General features: G+C 70.4%; 16 protein-coding genes and 1 tRNA gene. 3 read left to right on the top strand and 14 right to left on the bottom strand.

What is annotated here, in order from left to right; all coding sequences use genetic code 11:
• The 3 genes from AC4BGC_RS19350 to AC4BGC_RS19340 all read right to left on the bottom strand — a co-directional run.
• A partial coding sequence (locus AC4BGC_RS19350; protein WP_490557175.1) for a hypothetical protein occupies positions 1–269 on the bottom strand: 269 nt, incomplete at its 3' end.
• A 111-nt stretch (positions 270–380) separates the two neighbouring features.
• Positions 381–2096, bottom strand: a complete 1716-nt coding sequence (locus AC4BGC_RS19345) for a hypothetical protein (RefSeq protein ID WP_490557174.1) — start codon at positions 2094–2096, stop codon at positions 381–383.
• Between the two features lie 274 nt (positions 2097–2370).
• On the bottom strand, positions 2371–2544 hold the full coding sequence (locus AC4BGC_RS19340; protein ID WP_490557173.1) for a zinc-binding dehydrogenase: 174 nt from the start codon (positions 2542–2544) through the stop codon (positions 2371–2373).
• 76 nt (positions 2545–2620) lie between these two features.
• On the opposite strand from AC4BGC_RS19340, the gene AC4BGC_RS19335 reads away from it, so the two are divergent.
• Complete coding sequence (locus tag AC4BGC_RS19335; RefSeq protein WP_490557216.1) at positions 2621–2929, top strand: tyrosine-type recombinase/integrase; 309 nt, start codon at positions 2621–2623, stop codon at positions 2927–2929.
• Positions 2930–2987: 58 nt separating this feature from the next.
• On the opposite strand, the gene AC4BGC_RS19330 is transcribed toward AC4BGC_RS19335, so the two are convergent.
• The 8 genes from AC4BGC_RS19330 to AC4BGC_RS19295 all read right to left on the bottom strand — a co-directional run bounded on the left by AC4BGC_RS19330 (position 2988) and on the right by AC4BGC_RS19295 (position 14277).
• Positions 2988–3063 (bottom strand) — tRNA-Thr (locus tag AC4BGC_RS19330).
• 110 nt (positions 3064–3173) lie between these two features.
• Positions 3174–4790, bottom strand: coding sequence for an alpha/beta hydrolase (locus AC4BGC_RS19325; protein ID WP_490557172.1), 1617 nt, complete (start codon positions 4788–4790; stop codon positions 3174–3176).
• 44 nt (positions 4791–4834) lie between these two features.
• Positions 4835–5986: a DNA polymerase III subunit delta' gene (locus AC4BGC_RS19320; protein ID WP_490557171.1), complete on the bottom strand. Its 1152-nt coding sequence runs from the start codon at positions 5984–5986 to the stop codon at positions 4835–4837.
• Entirely contained in the window at positions 5983–6633 is a 651-nt protein-coding gene (gene tmk, locus AC4BGC_RS19315; protein ID WP_490549047.1) for a dTMP kinase, read from the bottom strand. The genes AC4BGC_RS19320 and tmk overlap by 4 nt, the downstream gene beginning before the upstream one ends.
• A gap of 239 nt (positions 6634–6872) precedes the next feature.
• A complete protein-coding gene (gene topA / locus AC4BGC_RS19310) occupies positions 6873–9566 on the bottom strand; it encodes a type I DNA topoisomerase (RefSeq protein WP_490557170.1) in 2694 nt (897 codons plus the stop codon).
• Between the two features lie 209 nt (positions 9567–9775).
• A complete protein-coding gene (locus AC4BGC_RS19305; protein WP_490557169.1) occupies positions 9776–11335 on the bottom strand; it encodes a DUF7059 domain-containing protein in 1560 nt (519 codons plus the stop codon).
• Between the two features lie 145 nt (positions 11336–11480).
• Positions 11481–13781: a sodium-translocating pyrophosphatase gene (locus tag AC4BGC_RS19300; protein ID WP_490549051.1), complete on the bottom strand. Its 2301-nt coding sequence runs from the start codon at positions 13779–13781 to the stop codon at positions 11481–11483.
• Between the two features lie 160 nt (positions 13782–13941).
• Entirely contained in the window at positions 13942–14277 is a 336-nt protein-coding gene (locus AC4BGC_RS19295; protein ID WP_490557168.1) for an STAS domain-containing protein, read from the bottom strand.
• A gap of 141 nt (positions 14278–14418) precedes the next feature.
• Here AC4BGC_RS19295 and AC4BGC_RS19290 point away from each other — a divergent pair, with 141 nt between their 5' ends.
• Entirely contained in the window at positions 14419–16740 is a 2322-nt protein-coding gene (locus AC4BGC_RS19290) for a DEAD/DEAH box helicase (protein WP_490557167.1), read from the top strand.
• A gap of 34 nt (positions 16741–16774) precedes the next feature.
• Positions 16775–17089, top strand: coding sequence for a hypothetical protein (locus AC4BGC_RS19285; RefSeq protein WP_490549054.1), 315 nt, complete (start codon positions 16775–16777; stop codon positions 17087–17089).
• A gap of 27 nt (positions 17090–17116) precedes the next feature.
• Here the strand turns inward: AC4BGC_RS19285 and AC4BGC_RS19280 are convergent, their stop codons facing one another.
• The 3 genes from AC4BGC_RS19280 to AC4BGC_RS19270 all read right to left on the bottom strand — a co-directional run bounded on the left by AC4BGC_RS19280 (position 17117) and on the right by AC4BGC_RS19270 (position 18202).
• Positions 17117–17500: an Rv3654c family TadE-like protein gene (locus AC4BGC_RS19280; RefSeq protein ID WP_490549055.1), complete on the bottom strand. Its 384-nt coding sequence runs from the start codon at positions 17498–17500 to the stop codon at positions 17117–17119.
• Positions 17497–17856 carry a TadE family type IV pilus minor pilin gene (locus AC4BGC_RS19275; protein ID WP_490549056.1) on the bottom strand — a complete coding sequence of 120 codons (360 nt, stop codon included), beginning with the start codon at positions 17854–17856 and terminating at the stop codon, positions 17497–17499. Before AC4BGC_RS19275 ends, AC4BGC_RS19280 begins: the two co-directional genes overlap by 4 nt.
• A gap of 142 nt (positions 17857–17998) precedes the next feature.
• Positions 17999–18202: a DUF4244 domain-containing protein gene (locus AC4BGC_RS19270; RefSeq protein WP_490549057.1), complete on the bottom strand. Its 204-nt coding sequence runs from the start codon at positions 18200–18202 to the stop codon at positions 17999–18001.
• Between the last annotated feature and the right edge of the window lie 169 nt (positions 18203–18371).

The raw sequence follows: 18371 nt of genomic DNA, 5'->3' as shown, positions 1-18371 counted from the left end.
TGGCCCCGGTCCTTGTTCCGGTCCTCGCCCCAGTCCTTGTCCTGGTGCTTGTGGCCCCGGTCCTTGTTCCGGTCCTCGCCCCAGTCCTTGTCCTGGTGCTTGTGGCCCCGGTCCTTGTTCCGGTCCTCAGCCAGTGATTGCGAGACGCTGACCAGGTCCTGCGGTGGCGGCGTCCCATCCTCTGCTTGGGCGGCGGACTGACCAAAGAGCCAGAACCCTCCCACCAATGCTGTGGTCACGAAGAGCCGTGACCCGAGTCGCTTGTACATGGAGTTTCTCCCTTGCAAGTTCGAAATGTTTGTGCGTGGACGCGCTAAAAGAGCGCCCCCGCTCGCACCCGTCGATGGCGACGGGGCGTGGGCGAGCCCGTGCAGGGAGGGTCAACCAGGCCAGGTACGGATCAGGGCGGCACGACTGTGCGGCACTGTGGCATCCCCAGCAGCGAATCGATCAGCGATCAGCGTGGCGCCGACGTCAGAGTTGTCAAGGACCCCCAGGGAGGGCGCCAAGCAACCCGATCCACTGACCGAGGCTGGTCCTTGTCCCGGAGCGCCCGGAGCGCTGGGAGCGCTGGGAGCGGTCGGCTGGGCGGGGTCCTGGGGAACAGCCCTAGTGCCCTCGATCGTGTCGCCGCGACCAGCTCCGGCATCAGCGGCTGCCGCTGCCCAACTAGTGACGGACTCCGCCCCTGCCACGCTCCCACAGACGGCCGGCGAGGCCACCTGAAGCGCGACAGCAGCGACGGCAATAGGGCTTCCAGGTGCGGCCGATGCCACAACTCCTGCGACGGTGTCCTCCAGCACGACTGCGTCCGCGGCGATGGCCGTCTCCCCAGCAGGAGCGGCAACGGGCACCACCGCGTCCATGCTCGCGCACGCAAGCGCTTCTTCGGCCTCCGTCGGCGCCTGCACAGTCTCGACGAGGGTCTCATCCCTCGGCTGCGCAACCTCTGTCATCTTCTTGGTCACCGGCTCAACCGGCTCCACCGTTTCGAGCACCGGCTCGACAACCTTGACCCGCGGATCAATAACCGGCTCGGTGACCGGCTCGACAACCTCGACCACCGGCTCAACAACCGGCTCGACCACCGGCTCAACCACCGGCTCAACCACCGGCTCAACAACCGGCTCAACCACCGGCTCAACAACCGGCTCAACCACCGGCTCAACCACCGGCTCAACAACCGGCTCAACCACCGGCTCAACAACCGGCTCGGTGACCGGCTCGACAACCTCGACCACCGGCTCAACAACCGGCTCGACCACCGGCTCGACCACCGGCTCGACAACCTCGACAACCGGCTCGACCACCGGCTCAACAACCTCGACCACCGGCTCAACAACCGGCTCGACCACCGGCTCAACAACCGGCTCGACGACCGGCTCAACAACCTCGACCACCGGCTCGACGACCGGCTCAACAACCTCGACCACCGGCTCAACAACCGGCTCGACAACCGGCTCAACAACCGGCTCGACAACCGGCTCGACAACCGGCTCAACCACCGGCTCGACGACCGGCTCAACAACCTCGACCACCGGCTCAACAACCGGCTCAACAACCGGCTCGACGACCGGCTCAACAACCTCGACCACCGGCTCAACAACCGGCTCAACCACCGGCTCAACAACCTCGACCACCGGCTCAACAACCGGCTCAACAACCGGCTCAACAACCTCGACCACCGGCTCAACAACCGGCTCGACGACCGGCTCAACAACCTCAACAACCGGCTCGACAACCTCAACAACCGACTCAACAACCGGCTCGGTGGCCGGCCCAGTCGTCGACGTCACCGTCTCAGTGACCGGCTCCACCCTCTCAGCCACCGGCTCAGCCGTCTCCATGACGGTCTCGGTCGCCTGCTCGACCGTCTCGGTGACGCGCTGCGACTCGATCCCGCTGCTCACAGACACCTCGCCTAGCAGACCGGAGCCTTCTTCGGCATCGGCCGGGCCGGTGGCGAGCAAGACGGCGACGAAGGTCGCCCCAAGGAGGAGGAACAGACGGTAGAAGAACCTCAGGGACGGCGCAGCCGAGAGCCACCCGCAAGCTGCCGCCTGCGCGTCGCCACGCATCCGCCCTGAGAAGAGCATGGGTCCTCACTATCAGTCGACAGTCCGTTCCGGCACCCCACCTGAGACGCGATCTAGTCCACCGTTTGACGGACTGCAACATTGCGCAAAAACTTCAAGTGAGCGGCCATCTCGGGGGTGTCTCGTCCCCCCGTCGATGTCGCTCCGGGATGGCTGCCGTGAGCCATGAGGGGTGCAGGCGTGGGGCGCAGCTGCCCGAGGCCAGCCCTACTCGGCGACGTGCACCTCCTTCACTTGGGCGCAGGATCGGCTTCTGGTCAGCGGCGGCGTCACCTCAGGGCTCCAGCACGACCTTGCCGGTGCTGCGGCGAGCCTCGATGTGCTCGTGGGCCCGGCCCTCGTCGGCCAGGGGGTACGACGAGTCGACGTGCGGACGCACCCAACCGGACCCGACGCCCTCGAGCACCTGCCCCATCCAGCGGCGCAGCCTGTCGACCTCGTCCCCCACATGTGCCCGAGGTTGACCCCGAAGGCGCCCTGGTTGGCGTTCATGAGCGGCACCGGGTGGAACAGAGGCATCAGCGCTGCGGTCCTGGCCAGGTGCAGCTTGCCGCGCAAGCCCTGGTTGCTGGAGGCGGCGGAGACGCCGTACCACTGGTCGACGGTCGCCCCTTGGTCGGCGCATCCACGACCTTCGGCACACGGCGGCCTACCTGTGGCTGGGGAAGTGGGTCGATCCGGTCACCGTCAAGGCCTGGCTCGGGCACGCGTCGATCGCCACCACCAACATCTACCTGCACCACCTCGGATCGCCCGCAGACCGGGCCGGTTTGGACCGTCTCAACGCGCTGGGGGGCGCGGGGGGTGCGCAGCAGACGAGGAGCACGCAATGACATTGATGGGTTCTTGCCACCGCCGTCGTGTTTTCGCAGGTGGGAGGCGGTTTGGGGATGGAGCCGCCTATCGGAATCGAACCGATGACCTTCTCATTACGAGTGAGACGCTCTACCGACTGAGCTAAGGCGGCGCAGAGCCCGGCCGATCAGCCGGGCACGCCGGACGAGTATAGGGCGGGGGGCACCCCGGTCTCCAAACCGGGATACCCCTCCACGCCGCGCGGCGCCGTGACCCCGCCGGTCAGCAAGTTAGTCCGTCCTTGGGGACCTTGCCCGCGACCAGGTAGCCCTCGATCGCCTTGTCCACGCACTGGTTGCCCTGCCGGAAGCCGGTGTGGCCGTCGCCGTCCCGGGTGAGCAGTACGCCGGAGTCCAGCTGGCCGGCCAGCGCGACGGCCTGGGCGTACGGCGTGGCCGGGTCGCGCGTCGTACCGACCACGAGGATCGGCGGGGCGCCCTTGGCTTCGAGCGCGCTCGCCTTGGTGCCGGTGTGCACCGGCCACGCCTTGCAGGTGGCCAGGCTGTAGGCGAACAGGCGGGCGAACGTGGGCGCGGCCTTCTCGAAGTCGGCGAACTCCCGCGGGACGTCCTCGACCGGGACCCCCTCGTCACGGTCCAGGCAGTTCACCGCGATCAGCGCGGCCATCGCGTTGTTCTTGTAGCCGTTGGGCCCTCGGGAGGCGTACTCGTCGGCGAGCTGGAGCAGCGAGTCCCCCTTGCCGTCGTCGATGGCCTGCTTGAGGGCCGCGGTCAGCAGCGGCCAGTACTGCTCGACGTAGAGCGGGAAGATGATGCCGTACAGCGCCAGTCCCTCGGTGAGCTCGCGCCCGTCGGCCGTCGGCAGCGGCTTGGCATCGATCTGGGCGAGCAGGTCCTTGATCCGGCGCTCCCCCTCCTTGACGGTCTCCCCCACCACGCAGTCCCCCTGGTCGACACAGTCGCGCAGGTAGGCGCGCAGCGCGGTCTGGAAGCCGCGCGCCTGGCTCAGGTTCGCCTCCTTGGTGTCCTGGGCTGGATCCACGGCGCCGTCGAGCACCATCCGGCGTACGCGCTTGGGGAACAGGTCGGCGTAGGTCGCGCCCAGGAAGGTGCCGTAGGAGGCGCCGAGGTAGTCGAGCTGCCGCTCGCCCAGCGCGGCGCGCAGGATGTCCATGTCCTTGGCCGCCTCGACCGTGGACATGTGCCGCGCCAGGTCGCCGCTGGCGTCGAGGCACGCCTCGCCGAACTCCCGGGTGAGCTCCACCAGGCGGTCGGCCTCGGCGGGAGTGTCCGGGTCGGGGTCGGCGGAGAGGAACTCGTCGGTCCCGGCGGTGTCGGCGCACTTGAGCGGGGTGCTGTTCGCGACCCCGCGGGGGTCGAAGCCGACGATGTCGAAGTAGCGGCTCAGCGTCTCGCCGAACGCACCCGACCCCGCTGCCGCGTAGCTGGTCCCGGAGCCACCGGGGCCGCCCGGGTTGACCACCAGCTGCCCCACCCGCTGCTTGCGGTTGGTCGCCGGGACCCGCAGCACCGCGAGGTCGATCGTCGTCTTGTCGGGCTTGGCGTAGTCCAGGGGGACCTTCAGCCGCACGCACTGGTCCTGGCCCTCGCCGCAGGGGCGCCAGTCGAGGTCCTGCTCGTAGAACTCGGCCAGCTCGGCGGGGTACTCCGGCTCCTCGGCCGCGGTGCTGGGTTCGGGCGGGTCAGCCAGCTTGGTGGTCTGGCCGGAGTCCTCGTCGTTGTCGGTGAACAGCGACCACGCGGTCAGTCCCGCGACCCCGACCGCGGTCACCGCGAGGGCCACGACGAGAACCAGCGCGATGATGACGGTGGCTGGTTTTTGGGTACGGCGTGGCGGGGACGGCGGGGAATCCGACATGGGCGCAACAGTAAGCGGTGGCCACAATCGGGCCGCGGGCGCTCTCAGCCGAGGCGGAGGGCGACCATCATCGACTCCAGCGCCAGCAGCGGCGGCACGTTGAACTCCAGCATCTGCTCGCGGGCCTCGAAGATCGCCTCGATGCGGGCGAGGTTCTGCTCGGCGGTGGAGCTCTGGGCCAGCGCGAGCACGTCGGTGCGCAGCTCCTCGTTGACCAGCTCGGTGTGCGCGCCGAGCTGGACGGCGAGCACGTCGCGGTAGACCGAGACCACGTCCATCAGCCCGCGGTCGACGACGTCGAGCACCCGCCGCTTGGCACGCGTCTTCTGGGACTTCTCCAGGTCACGCAGGGCCGGGGCGTACTCCCGCGGGCGGCGCCCGCGCTCGACGACGCCGTAGGCGCGGTCCAGGTCGGCCTTCTCGCGCTGGTCGTGCTCGTTGGTGAGCGCCTCGGCCTCCTCCTTGGCGAGGTCGTGCAGGTCGGCGGCCGCGGCCACGCACGCCCCCAGCGACCGCAGGCGAGTCGGGATCGCGACGACCTCGCGTCGGCGCCGCCGGGTGTTCTCGTCACGAGCGAGGGCGCGGGCCCGCCCGATGTGGCCCTGGCTGGCGCGGGCGGCGTACGACGCGGTCTCCACCCCGATGCCCTCGGTGCTCACCAGGAAGTCGGTCACGTCGTCGACCGACGGCGTGGCCAGCACGACCAGGCGGGTGCGCGAGCGGATCGTCGGCAGCACGTCCTCGACCGTGGGCGCGCACAGCAGCCAGACGGTGCGCTCGGTCGGCTCCTCGATCGCCTTGAGCAGCGCGTTTGCGGCATGGTCGGTGAGCCGGTCGGCGTCCTCGACGACCATCACCTGCCACCGGTTGCCCACGGGCGCCAGCGCGGAGCTGCGGACCAGCTCACGGACCTCGTCGACGCCGATCGAGAGCTTCTCGGTGCGGGTGATGCGTACGTCGGGATGCGACCCGACGTCGACCTCGTGGCAGGAGTGGCACTGCCCGCAGCCACCCCGCTCGCACTCCAGCGCGGCCGCGAACGCGATCGCCGCGTTGGAGCGACCCGAGCCGGGCGGGCCGGTGAACAACCACGCGTGGGACATGTCCCCGGCGACCGCTCGCTGCAGCCTCTCGATCAGGGCCCCCTGGCCGACGAGCCGGTCCCAGACGGTGCCCGGGCCCGCGAGCGCGGTCATCGCAGCACGCTCAGCTGCGGGGCGAGGCGGGCGTGGACCGCGTCGGCGATCTCCTCGACCGGCGACCGGGCGTCGAGGACGAGGTAGTGCTCGGGGTCGGCGGCCGCCAGACGCAGGAACTCGCCCCGCACCCGCTCGTGGAACTCGATCGACTCGCCCTCGATGCGGTCACGTCCCACGAACCGGTCGAAGCCCCGGCTCGGCTCGAGGTCGAGCAGCACGGTCAGGTGGGGGCGCAGGTCGCCGGTGGCCCAGCGCGCCACCCACTCGAGCTCGCCGCTGTCCAGGGAACGGCCGGCCCCCTGGTAGGCGAGGGTCGAGTCGACGTAGCGGTCGGTGAGCACGACCTCGCCGCGTTCCAGCGCGGGGCCCACGACGGAGTGCACGTGCTCGGCCTTGTCCGCGGCGTACAGCAGGGCCTCGGTGCGGTCGGCCAGGGCGCCGGTGGCGGGGTCGAGCACGATCCTGCGCACCTCGGAGCCGACGGGGGTGCCACCGGGCTCGCGCGTCAGGAGCACCACGTGGCCCTCGGCCTCGAGCCGCTGGCGCAGCAGCCGCGACTGGGTGGACTTCCCGGCGCCCTCGCCGCCCTCGAAGCAGACGAAGACACCGCGCTCGGCGTAGACGCCGGGGAACCGTTCGGACACGGGGTCAGCCTAGGGGGCGGTGGGGTGGGGTTGTTCCTGCTGGTGGCGGGACCGCACATTTGTTGGGTTGGAGCAGTCAGCCGAACGATCTGGACGTCACGACCCAACAAATGTGGGGTCCGAGCGACGAGGAAGGCTCCGACGCCGCCCCAACTCCACAAATGTGGGATCGGACCGTCCGATCCAGCTGATCGGACGTCACAACCCAACAAATGTGCGGGCCGGGGCCGACCGGCGGGTCAGCTCTTCTTCGCCGCCACCTTCTTGGTCGACTTCTTGGCGGTCGTCTTCTTCGCGGCCTTCTTGGCGGGTGCCTTCTTCGCCCCGCGCTTGGCCGCCTTCTTGGCCGGGCCCTTCGCGCGGCGCTCGGCGAGCAGCTCGGCGGCGCGCGCGATCGTGATGGACTCGACCGAGTCCTCCTTGCGCAGCGTCGCGTTGTACTCGCCGTCGGTGACGTACTCGCCGAAGCGACCGGCCTTGACCACGACCGGCGCGCCGGAGACGGGGTCGTTGCCGAGCTCCTTGAGCGGCGGGGCGGCCGCGGCACGGCCACGCTGCTTGGGCTGGGCGTAGATCGCGAGCGCCTGCTCCTCGGTGATCGTGAACAGCTGGTCCTCGCTCTCCAGGGAGCGCGAGTCGGTGCCCTTCTTCAGGTAGGGCCCGTAGCGGCCGTTCTGCGCGGTGATCTCGACGCCCTCGGCGTCCTTGCCGACCACCCGCGGGAGCGAGAGCAGCTTGACCGCCTGGGCCAGGTCGATCGTCTCCAGCGACATGTCCTTGAACAGCGAGCCGGTGCGGGGCTTGGCGTTCTTGGGCGCGTCCTCGGGCAGCAGCTCGGTCACGTAGGGGCCGTAGCGGCCGTTCTTGGCCACGACCTCCAGCCCGGTCTCCGGGTGCGTCCCGAGCGGGATCTCCTCACCCGCAGGGCTGGCCAGCAGCTCCTTGGCCTTGTCCAGGGTGAGCTCGTCCGGCGGGAGGTCGTCGGGCACGTTCGCCTTGACCGCGAACGGGGTGCCGTCCTCGCCGGGACCCTCGAGATAGGGACCGTACTTGCCCACGCGGAGGTGTACGCCGCTGTCGGGCCCGCCGACCGGGAAGGTCGCGAGCTCCTTGGCGTCGATCTCCCCGAGCTCGGAGACGAGCTTCTTGAGGCCCTCGACGTCGCCGGTGCCGAAGTAGAACTCGCCGAGCTCGGTGATCCGGTCGCGGCGCCCACCGGCGATGTCGTCGAGCACGTCCTCCATCGTGGCGGTGAACTCGTAGGACACCAGCCGGGAGAAGTGCTCCTCGAGCAGCCGGACGACCGAGAACGCCAGCCAGGCGGGGACCAGAGCGGTCCCCTTCTTGTAGACGTAGCCGCGGTTGAGGATCGTGCCGATGATCGAGGCGTACGTCGAGGGGCGGCCGATCTCGCGCTCCTCGAGCTCCTTGATCAGCGTGGCCTCGGTGTAGCGCGACGGCGGCTTGGTCGAGTGGCCCTCGGCGCGGATGTTCGCGGCGCTGACCGAGTCGCCCTCGGCGACGTTGGGCAGCCGGGTCTCCTGGTCGTCCCGGGCGGCGTCGGCGTCGTCGCTGCCCTCCACGTAGGCCTTGAGGAACCCGTGGAACGTGATCACGCGACCACTGGCGGAGAACACGACGTCCTCGCCGGTGCGGGCGGCTCCGCCGAGACGGATCGTCACGGAGTTGCCGACGGCGTCCTTCATCTGCGAGGCGATCGTGCGCATCCAGATCAGCTCGTAGAGCCGGAACTCGTCACCGGTCAGGCCGGTCTGGGCCGGCGTACGGAACGAGTCACCGGCCGGGCGGATCGCCTCGTGCGCCTCCTGGGCGTTCTTCACCTTGGAGGTGTAGGTGCGGGGGGCGTCGGGGATGTACTCCGCGCCGTACAGGTCCCGGGCCTGCGAGCGCGCTGCGTTGACGGCCGTCTCCGAGAGCGTCGTGGAGTCGGTACGCATGTAGGTGATGTAGCCGTTCTCGTAGAGCCGCTGGGCGATCGACATCGTCCGGGAGGCGCCGTAGCCCATCTTGCGGCTGGCCTCCTGCTGCAGCGTCGTCGTACGGAACGGGGCGTAGGGCTTGCGCGTGTAGGGCTTGGACTCCACCGAGCGCACCGCGAACTCGGTGTCGTGCAGGGCCTCGGCCAGCGCCTCGGCGCGGGTCTTGGTGAGGTGGACGACCTGCTTGCCGGTGGACTTCAGCTCGCCGTCGGGGCCGAAGTCGCTGCCGCGGGCCACCCGGGTCTCGTCGATCGAGTGCAGCTTGGCCGGGAACATCCGCTGCTCGTGCTTCTCGCCGGCGTCGAAGGTGGCCTCGAGGTCCCAGTACGACGCGACGCGGAACTTCATCCGCTCCCGCTCGCGGTCGACGACCAGCCGGGTGGCGACCGACTGGACGCGGCCGGCGGAGAGGCCGGACATCACCTTGCGCCACAGCACCGGGCTGACCTCGTAGCCGTAGAGGCGGTCGAGGATCCGTCGGGCCTCCTGGGCCTCGACGAGGTCCATGTCGATCTCGCGCGGGCTCTCCACGGCCGCCTGGATCGCGCTGGGCGTGATCTCGTGGAACACCATCCGGTGCACGGGCACCTTGGGCTTGAGCTCGTCGAAGAGGTGCCAGGCGATCGCCTCGCCCTCGCGGTCCTCATCGGTGGCGAGGTAGAGCTCGTCGGCGTCCTTGAGCAGTCCCTTGAGCTTGGTCATGTGGGACTTCTTGTCGCGGGAGACCACGTACACCGGCTCGAAGTCGTGGTCTACGTCGACGCCGAGGCGCGCCCAGGACTCGCCCTTCAGCTTGGCCGGGATGTCCGCGGCGCTCTGCGGGAGGTCGCGGATGTGTCCGATGGAGGACTCCACGACGTAGCCCCGGCCGAGGTATCCCGCGATGGTGCGGGCCTTGGCCGGTGACTCGACGATGACGAGCTTGTGTGCCACTTGTTGGTTAGTCCTTTGCCTGCGGTCGATCCCCGAGGGCCGGTGCGGCAGCCTCGAGCCCCGTCAAGGTAGCGCGTCTGGGCAACGCTGTTGCACACCCCGCCCAGTCCCTGTCCAGTCGTGGCCTCGAAGGCCCCGTAGGGGCCACGTGAGGGCCACTGGTCTGTTCAGTGCGGGACACGCACCCCGACCACGCTACGCACCGCCACCTAGTGGAGCAGCGGTGATGCGTCCTCGACCGCCGCGGTGGGCAGCTCGAGGAACCCCTCGGTGACGAGCGCGCGCACCACGGGAAGGTAGGTGGTCCGCACCTGCTCACCGTCCTGCTCGAGGAGATAGGCCAGCGCGTCGAGGACCTGGACCACCGACAGCTCGCCGTCGCAGGCGCCGACCAGCGCCGCCTCGACGGTGTCGACCTGACGGGCGCGCCGGGTCCACCGCTGCTGGCGGAGCACGATCTCCTGCGGGTCGGCGGCACCGGGTGCGCCGTACGACTCCTGGCGCAGGTCGGCGCGGGCCACGAGGTGGGTGGCTCCGAGCGCGTCGTCGTCGAGGTCGCGCAACGCGGCCGTGCGGTCGAACAGGGCAGTGACCTCGGGCCCGATGGGCTGCTCGACGTCATAGGGCCAGTCCTCCAGGCGCAGCGTCGGCTGCACCCCCGCGCCGGCGGAGAGCTTGCGCAGGTTGATCCAGCCGAAGCCCACCGCCTCGGCACCCTGCTCCTCGAACCAGGACAGCCAGGTGTCGTAGCGCCGGTGGTAGTCCGGCGACCCGTGCAGTCCCGCGTCCTTGAGCCAGAGCTCGACGTAGGTGGGCAGGTCGACGACCTCGCGCTGGACCACCCAGGCGTCGCAGTCCTGGATCCAGGTCGCCAGCCGCTCGTCCCACGGCTGGTCGCGCAGCACCATCCAGTTGGCCAGGACCTGGCCGGTGCCGCCCTCGGCGAGGAAACGCGGGACGGCCCGGACGATGTCCTCCACGACGCGGTCGCCGGGGAGCCCGGAGTCGCGGTAGACCAGCCGCTCCCCGGTGCCCGGGGAGATCACGAAGGGCGGGTTGGTGGCGACCAGGTCGAACAGCTCCCCGGCCACCGGCTCGAAGTAGCTGCCCTCGCGGACGTCGATCCGGGCGGCGAGGCCGTTGAGCTCCGCGTTGAACCGGGTCAGCCGCAGCGCCCTGCGGTTCACGTCGGTGGCCACCACCTGCCCGGAGTGGGCCGCGAGGTGCAGCGCCTGGACGCCGCAGCCGGTCCCGAGGTCCAGGGAGCGTCCGACGGGCTCGCGCACGGTCAGCTGGGCCAGCGAGGTGGCCGCTGAGCTGATCCCGAGGACGTGGTCGGTGCCGACCAGCGCCGGTCGCCCGTCGAGACCGGGCGTGAGGTCGCTGGTCACCCACAGGTCGAGGTCGTCGGAGGCGTAGGGGCGTACGTCGACCCGGGCGCGCACCTCACCGACGGAGCGCTCGAGCATGCCGGCGTTGCACAGCGGGTCGAGCAGGCCCGGCAGCGCTCGCTCCACCTCGCGCACCGGTACCGGCGCCTGGAGCAGCCACAGCCGGGTCAGCGTCTCGACCGGGGTCCCGCCTGCGGTGGCCCGCAGGCCGGGCAGGGTCTCGTTGCGCGACAGGGCCGCGTGCGCCGTCGTACCGAGCAGGGCGGCGACGGCGTCGTAGGTGAAGTCCACGGCCACCAGCGCCTCCCGCAACCGCGAGGCCAGCCCGGACGAGGACCCGGGTGATGAAGAGGAAGGTCGGGAGGTGGGCTCAGTCATCCTGGATCACCCCTGAACGCTATCCGCCGACCGGGCACCAACGTCCCGCGGTAGCACGCGACCGGGCACTCCTGCGGAACAGAAGTGCCCGGTCGACGTCGTACGGCGGATCGTTCGTGCCCGCTCAGCGTGCTGGAGCGGGACGTCAGGCGGCGGACTGGTTGGGGGCCGGTGCCTCGTCGGTCATCACGTTGCCGCGACGCTTGGAGATCACCACCGCGACCACGATGATCGCCACCGCGACCAGGGCGATCAGCACGCGGAGGACGTCGTTCTGGTCGTCCCCGAGGCTCATCGAGACCACGGCGCTGGCGATCAGCAGCGAGACCAGGTTCATCACCTTGATCAGCGGGTTGATCGCCGGGCCGGCGGTGTCCTTGAACGGGTCACCGACGGTGTCGCCGATGATCGTCGCCTCGTGCGCGGCGGAGCCCTTGCCACCGTGGTGACCGTCCTCCACCAGCTTCTTGGCGTTGTCCCAGGCACCACCGGAGTTGGCCAGGAAGACCGCCATCAGGGTGCCGGTGCCGATCGCGCCGGCCAGGAAGCCGGCGAGGGCTGTGACGCCGAGGCCGAACCCGACCGCGATCGGAGCCAGCACGGCCAGCAGGCCCGGGGTGACCAGCTCGCGCAGCGAGTCCTTGGTGACGATGTCGACGACCTTGCCGTACTCGGGACGGCCGGTGCCCTCCATGATCCCGGGGATGTCGCGGAACTGGCGACGGACCTCGTAGACGACCGCACCGGCGGCACGGCCCACGGCGTTGATCGCGAGACCGGAGAACATGAACACCACGGCCGCTCCGAGGAGCACGCCGACCAGGACGCCGGGGTTGAACACGGCGAAGCTCAGGCCCGCGAGCTCCTTGTCCGTGGGGTTTGCGTCCTGCAGCGCCTCGACCACCGAGGTGGAGTAGGAGCCGAACAGCGCGGTCGCCGCCAGCACGGCCGTGGCGATCGCGATGCCCTTGGTGATCGCCTTGGTGGTGTTGCCGACCGCGTCCAGCTCGGTGAGGATCTGGGCGCCCTCGGGGCTGACGTCGCCGGACATCTCGGCGATCCCTTGGGCGTTGTCGGAGACCGGGCCGAAGGTGTCCATCGCCACGATCACGCCGACCGTGGTGAGCAGGCCGCAGCCGGCCAGTGCCACCGCGAACAGCGAGACGGTCAGGGTGGCGCCACCGAGGAGGAACGCCCCGAACACAGCGGCGCCGATCACCAGCGTGGTGTAGACGGCCGACTCGAAGCCGACGGAGAGACCGCTCAGGATCACGGTGGCGGCCCCGGTCAGGGAGGTCTTGCCGACGTCCTTGACCGGCTTGTACTCGGTGCCGGTGAAGTAGCCGGTGAGCGCGAGGATGCCGGCGGCCATCACGATGCCGATCACCACTGCGGCCGACGCGATCAGGCGGGGATCGCCCTCGGCACCGGTCATGTCGGTGCCCATCACGTTGTCGAAGTCGGCGAAGCTGCCCGGGAGGTAGATGTAGGAGGCGATGACCGAGGCCACGGCACCGACGGCGGCGGAGATGTAGAAGGCCCGGTTGATCGTGGTCAGGCCGTTCTCACCCGGACGCGGGGTGGTGATGTAGACACCGAGCACGGCGGTCAGCGCCCCGATCGCCGGGATCATCAGCGGGTAGACCAGGCCGGCGTCACCGAAGGCCTGCGAACCGAGGATGAGAGCGGCGACCAGCGTCACGGCGTACGACTCGAACAGGTCGGCTGCCATGCCGGCGCAGTCACCGACGTTGTCGCCCACGTTGTCGGCGATCGTCGCGGCGTTGCGCGGGTCGTCCTCGGGGATGTTGTTCTCGACCTTGCCCACGAGGTCGGCGCCGACGTCGGCCGCCTTGGTGAAGATGCCGCCGCCGACACGCATGAACATGGCCAGCAGCGCTGCGCCGAAGCCGAAGCCCTCGAGGACGTGCGGGGCCTCGTCCTTGAACAGGAGGACCACGATGCTCGCGCCCAGCAGGCCGAGCCCCACGGTGAGCATGCCCACCATGGCGCCGGTCCGGAAGCCGATCTTCATCGCGGGGTCACGACCCTGGCTGTTCGCGGCTGCCGCCACCCGGAGGTTGGCCTTCACCGCGAGCGACATGCCCAGGTAGCCGACCGCCGCGGAGAACCCGGCACCGACCAGGAAGAAGATCGACCTGCCGATCCGGACGGCGACGTCGTCGGCGGGGAGCGCCAGCAGGGCCACGAACGCGATGGCGGCGAAGATGCCGAGCGTGCGGAACTGCCTGGTGAGGTAGGCGTTGGCGCCTTCCTGCACCGCGTGCGCGATGTTCTTCATGTTGTCGGTGCCCTCGTCGGCAGCCAGCACCTCGTTGCGGAACATCGCGGCCAGCGCGAGCGCGACGAGCGCGATCACGGCGACGACGATGACCAGAACGAAGTTGGCACCTTCGAGGTCCACGACAGCGGGAAGCCCGGTCATGTGTCTCCTCGGGGTTGTCAGTAGTGACCGCCGCGGAGTCTACGTGCCGCGCGGCCCAACACAGTGACAAGGCTCACACACGCGCCAACCTAGGGCGTGTCGCAACACTCCCCGGGGAGAGACGGGGAGTGGGTCCCGAGAGGGCGGGCGGAGCGGAGGGTCAGGCGCCGAGCGCCGAGGACTCCGACTCGTGGATGGTGAACACCTTGGCCAGCCCGGTGATCCGGAAGATCTTCAGCAGCCGGTCCTGGGAGCAGATCAGCTCCATCGACCCGTCGTGGGCGCGGACCTTCTTCAGCCCGCCGACGAGGACACCGAGCCCGGTGGAGTCGAGGAAGTCCACCGCCTCCATGTCGATGACGAGGTCGTGATGGCCCGCACCGACCAGCTCGGTGATCTTGTCCCGGAGCTTGGGAGCGGTGTAGACGTCGATTTCGCCGCCCACGACAACGATCGTGCGGCTGTCGACCTCACGGGTCTGCAGCGAAAGATCCACGGTCACTCCTCCGAGCAGGGATGGGACCAAGCCCGGCCCCCGCCCTTGCACTTGCGTTCAGACGTGGGTATTCAACCATGCCCGCGGCCACGCCGGGGGCCGACCGTCACACCCCGCTGGAACACTGGCTGCGTGCAGGTGATGGATCTCGAGACACTGATGGGCCGACTGGGCGGTGCGCCCGGTCGTGGCGACAGCCTGCTGCACCTCGAGGTGAGCCCCTCACGGCCGGCCCGTGAGGCGGGCTGGCCCACTTGGCTCGACGCCCCCGTCCAGCAGGCGTTCGAGCGGGTCGGCGTGCTCAGTCCGTGGTCCCACCAGCGTGCGGCGGCCGACCTGGCCCACTCCGGGCAGCACACCGTGGTGTCCACGGGCACCTCCTCGGGGAAGTCGCTGTGCTACCTGCTGCCCGGGCTGCAGGCGATCGAGTCGAGCCGCGGGCCGAAGGGTCAGCGCGGCGCGAGCGTGCTCTACCTCGCTCCGACCAAGGCGCTCGCCCAGGACCAGCTGGCGGCCCTGCGGCGGCTCGGCCTGCCCGACCTGCGCTGCGGCACCCACGACGGCGACTCCACCCCCGAGATGCGGGAGTGGACCCGCGACCACGCGGAGTACGTCCTCACCAACCCCGACATGCTGCACCACTCGCTGCTGCCGGGACACGCCCGCTGGTCGCGGTTCTTCGCCTCCCTGCGTTACGTGGTGATCGACGAGTGCCACCACTACCGCGGGGTCTTCGGCGCCCACGTGGCCCAGATCATCCGGCGGCTGCGCCGGGTGGCGGCGCTGTACGGCGCACACCCCACCTTCGTGCTGGCCTCGGCCACGGTCGCGGAGCCGGAGCTCTCGGCGGGCCGGCTGACCGGGCTCGACGTGGCCTCGGTCACCGAGGACGGCTCCCCGCGGGGCCGCGTGGCCCTGGCGCTGTGGGAGCCACCGTTCGTGCCCGGCCACGGCGAGAACGGTGCGCCGGTACGCCGCTCCGCGACCAGCGAGGTGGCCGACCTGCTCACCGACCTGGTCGTCGAGCGGGTGCGGACCCTGGCCTTCGTCCGGTCTCGGCGGGGGGCCGAGACGGTGGCGCTGACCGCCCGGCGCCTGCTGGGCGAGGTCGACGCGAGCCTGGTCGGCCAGGTGGCGGCGTACCGCGGGGGCTACCTGCCCGAGGAGCGTCGCGAGCTCGAGGAGTCACTGCGGTCAGGCCGGCTGCTCGGGCTGGCCGCCACCAACGCCCTCGAGCTCGGCATCGACATCAGCGGCCTCGACGCCGTGCTGCTGGCCGGCTTCCCCGGCACCAGGGCGGCGTTGTGGCAGCAGGTGGGTCGGGCCGGCCGGGGCGCGCGTGACGCGCTGGGGGTGATGGTGGCCCGCGACGACCCGCTGGACACCTACCTGGTCAACCACCCCGAGGCGCTGCTGGGGCAACCGGTCGAGGCCAACGTCTTCGACCCGGACAACCCCTACGTCCTGGGGCCGCACCTGTGCGCGGCAGCCTCCGAGAGCCCCCTGACCGTGGCGGATCTGCCCCTCTTCGGCCCGGGCTCCCGGACCGCCGTGGACGCGCTCACCGAGGGCGGGCTGCTGCGCCGCCGGCCCCACGGCTGGTTCTGGACCGACCGGCGACGCGCCAGCGACCTGGCCGACATCCGCTCCAGTGGAGGTACGCCGGTCCGGCTGGTGGAGTCCGACACCGGTCGCGTGCTCGGCACCGTCGACCACTCCTCCTCCCACGGCACCGCCCACGCGGGAGCGGTCTACCTCCACCAGGGCGAGACCTGGCTGGTCACCGAGCTCGACCTCGACGAGTCGGTCGCGATCGTCGAGCGGGCTGCGCCCGACTACTCGACCTCGGCCCGGGAGATCACCGACATCGAGATCCTCGACGAGCGCGCCAGCGTCGCGTGGGGCCGAGCACGGCTCAGTCTGGGCAGCGTCAAGGTAACCCACCAGGTGGTCTCGTTCCTGAAGCGGTCTGTGCCCAGCGGGGAGGTCATCGGCGAGGAGCCGCTCGATCTCCCGGAGCGGGTGCTGCAGACCACCGCGGTCTGGTGGACGCTCCCCGACGACGTGCTCGCCGAGTCGGCGCTCGCCGAGGCCGACCTTCCCGGCGCGGCGCACGCCGCCGAGCACGCCTCGATCGGGTTGCTCCCACTGTTCGCGACCTGCGACCGCTGGGACATCGGCGGGGTCTCCACCGCACTGCACGCCGACACGGGCAAGCTCACCGTGTTCGTCCACGACGGCCACCCGGGCGGGGCGGGGTTCGCGGAGCGGGGCTTCCACGCCGCGGCCGAGTGGCTCCGCGCCACCCGGGAGGCGATCGCCTCGTGCGGGTGCGCGGAGGGCTGTCCGTCGTGCGTCCAGTCACCCAAGTGCGGCAACCAGAACAACCCGCTCGACAAGTCGGGCGCGATTGTCCTGCTCGACCTCCTGTTGATGAGCGCTCCGGGCGTCCCGGACCACTAGGGTCGAGCAGACCGCTTCTCGAGAGGAACTCCCCGTGTTCGTCGCCGCCCTCATCGTCTTGATCATTGCCGTCCTGCTGGTGATCGCTGCCCTCTTCGGCGGCAACGAGCCCACCCTCGTCGACCTGGGAGCCTTCAACGTCGAAGGTCCGACGTCGCTGGTGTTCTTCGCCGGGATGGGCACCCTGCTGCTGTTCGTGCTCAGCCTCGGCATGTTCCGCACCGCCGCCAAGCGCGCCGCCGCCCGTCGCGCGGACCGCAAGAAGGTCAGCGAGCTCAGCGACAAGCTGGACGCCTACAAGCGCGACGAGCGCGACAGCCACGACGACATCGTCCGCGACGACCGCTGAGGCGTCCCGCCACAGACGCCCCTGGCCTCACGGCGTCTCCGGCAGCGCACTGACCGGGCCGGCCCGTCCACGCGCCTCGAGCCCCATCGCCGCGCCCGGCAGCCGCACTCCCTCGAAGACCACCTCCACCGCGACCTGCCACCCCTCGACGGTGCAGCCACGCAGGTCAGCGCCGTTGCTGCGGGCGATCGAGCCTGCCCGGCGGCAGGCGTCCTGGCCGTCCTGCAAGGCGGAGGCCGCAGCGAGGGCGGCGAGGTCGGCCGCCGCCTGGGCGCGCCGGTGTCCCGCGATCACACCGACGACGCCGGTGGTGGCCACGGTCACGGTGACCAGCACCCCGATCATCGCCACCGTCAACACGGTCCCGGCACCGTCCTCCCGGCGCCGGCCGACCTGGCCCGCCGAAGTCATCGCGACGGCTCCTCCGCCGCCACTGCCCGCGCTTCGACCTCGACCGGTCCGAGACGCCGGAACAGCCCTGCGGGCCCGGACACCGGGCTGCTGACCCGGACCACGACGGTCCCGTCACGACGAGTGACAGCGATCCGCGACCCGGGGGCTGCGACCTGCCTCCCCAGGGCGACCGCCACGCCGTCGCTCTCCGAGCGGGCCGCCGCCCGCGCCGACTCGCGAGCGGCGTCCAGGGCCCGCACCTGGGTGATCCCGATGCTGACCAGCCAGGCCATCGAGAGCGTGAACAGCACGAGCACCGGTAGTGCCGTCGCCGTCTCGGCCGTCACGGCGCCTTCCTCCCGCCGTCGCTCCATGGGCTCCTCCTCTCAGTTCACCGGTGTCCCGGTCTCGGTGGTGCGACCGGCGGGGCGGGCAGCCCATCCCACCCCGCCGGTCGGTCGACGGCCCTCATCGAGGGGGCCGGAGAAACGGCCCGGAACGGGCCGGGGAGGAACCTCAGAAGGGCAGGAGGGCCTTGATGGCGTTGAAGATCAGCTTGATCAGCTGCTGACCCGCGTCGCTGGTGAGGAACTTGAACAGCACGGCAGCGAAGCCGACGCCGCAGCCCGTGACGGTGGCGTACTCCGCGGTGGTGGCACCCGCCTCGTCCCGGACGTCGAAGTCCTGGTCCTGGACGAGGGCGAGGGTGGTGTTCTGCATGACTTTCTCCTGACGTTGCCCGGCACCCTGGCCGGGAGAATTCACTGACGGGGTTGAGGATTCGCGGCGCAGGACGTCGCGGCGACGAGCTCTTGCGAAGTGGTGGACAACCACCGCACGCCGGCCGGGTGTGCGCGGTTCGTGGCGGCCGACAGACCGGCCCGCGGGC

This window comes from Nocardioides sp. Z38_18, from assembly GCF_058215695.1.
This window is presented reverse-complemented; position numbering and strand designations above follow the sequence as displayed.

What these genes read in the sequence shown, in the direction of transcription:
- AC4BGC_RS19305 (WP_490557169.1), bottom strand. Translation starts at nt 11,335, where the DNA reads ATGACTGAGCCCACCTCCCGACCTTCCTCTTCATCACCCGGGTCCTCG.
- AC4BGC_RS19290 (WP_490557167.1), top strand. Translation starts at nt 14,419, where the DNA reads ATGGATCTCGAGACACTGATGGGCCGACTGGGCGGTGCGCCCGGTCGT.
- AC4BGC_RS19270 (WP_490549057.1), bottom strand. Translation starts at nt 18,202, where the DNA reads ATGCAGAACACCACCCTCGCCCTCGTCCAGGACCAGGACTTCGACGTC.
- AC4BGC_RS19300 (WP_490549051.1), bottom strand. Translation starts at nt 13,781, where the DNA reads ATGACCGGGCTTCCCGCTGTCGTGGACCTCGAAGGTGCCAACTTCGTT.
- AC4BGC_RS19275 (WP_490549056.1), bottom strand. Translation starts at nt 17,856, where the DNA reads ATGGAGCGACGGCGGGAGGAAGGCGCCGTGACGGCCGAGACGGCGACG.
- AC4BGC_RS19325 (WP_490557172.1), bottom strand. Translation starts at nt 4,790, where the DNA reads ATGTCGGATTCCCCGCCGTCCCCGCCACGCCGTACCCAAAAACCAGCC.
- AC4BGC_RS19320 (WP_490557171.1), bottom strand. Translation starts at nt 5,986, where the DNA reads ATGACCGCGCTCGCGGGCCCGGGCACCGTCTGGGACCGGCTCGTCGGC.
- AC4BGC_RS19345 (WP_490557174.1), bottom strand. Translation starts at nt 2,096, where the DNA reads ATGCTCTTCTCAGGGCGGATGCGTGGCGACGCGCAGGCGGCAGCTTGC.
- AC4BGC_RS19280 (WP_490549055.1), bottom strand. Translation starts at nt 17,500, where the DNA reads ATGACTTCGGCGGGCCAGGTCGGCCGGCGCCGGGAGGACGGTGCCGGG.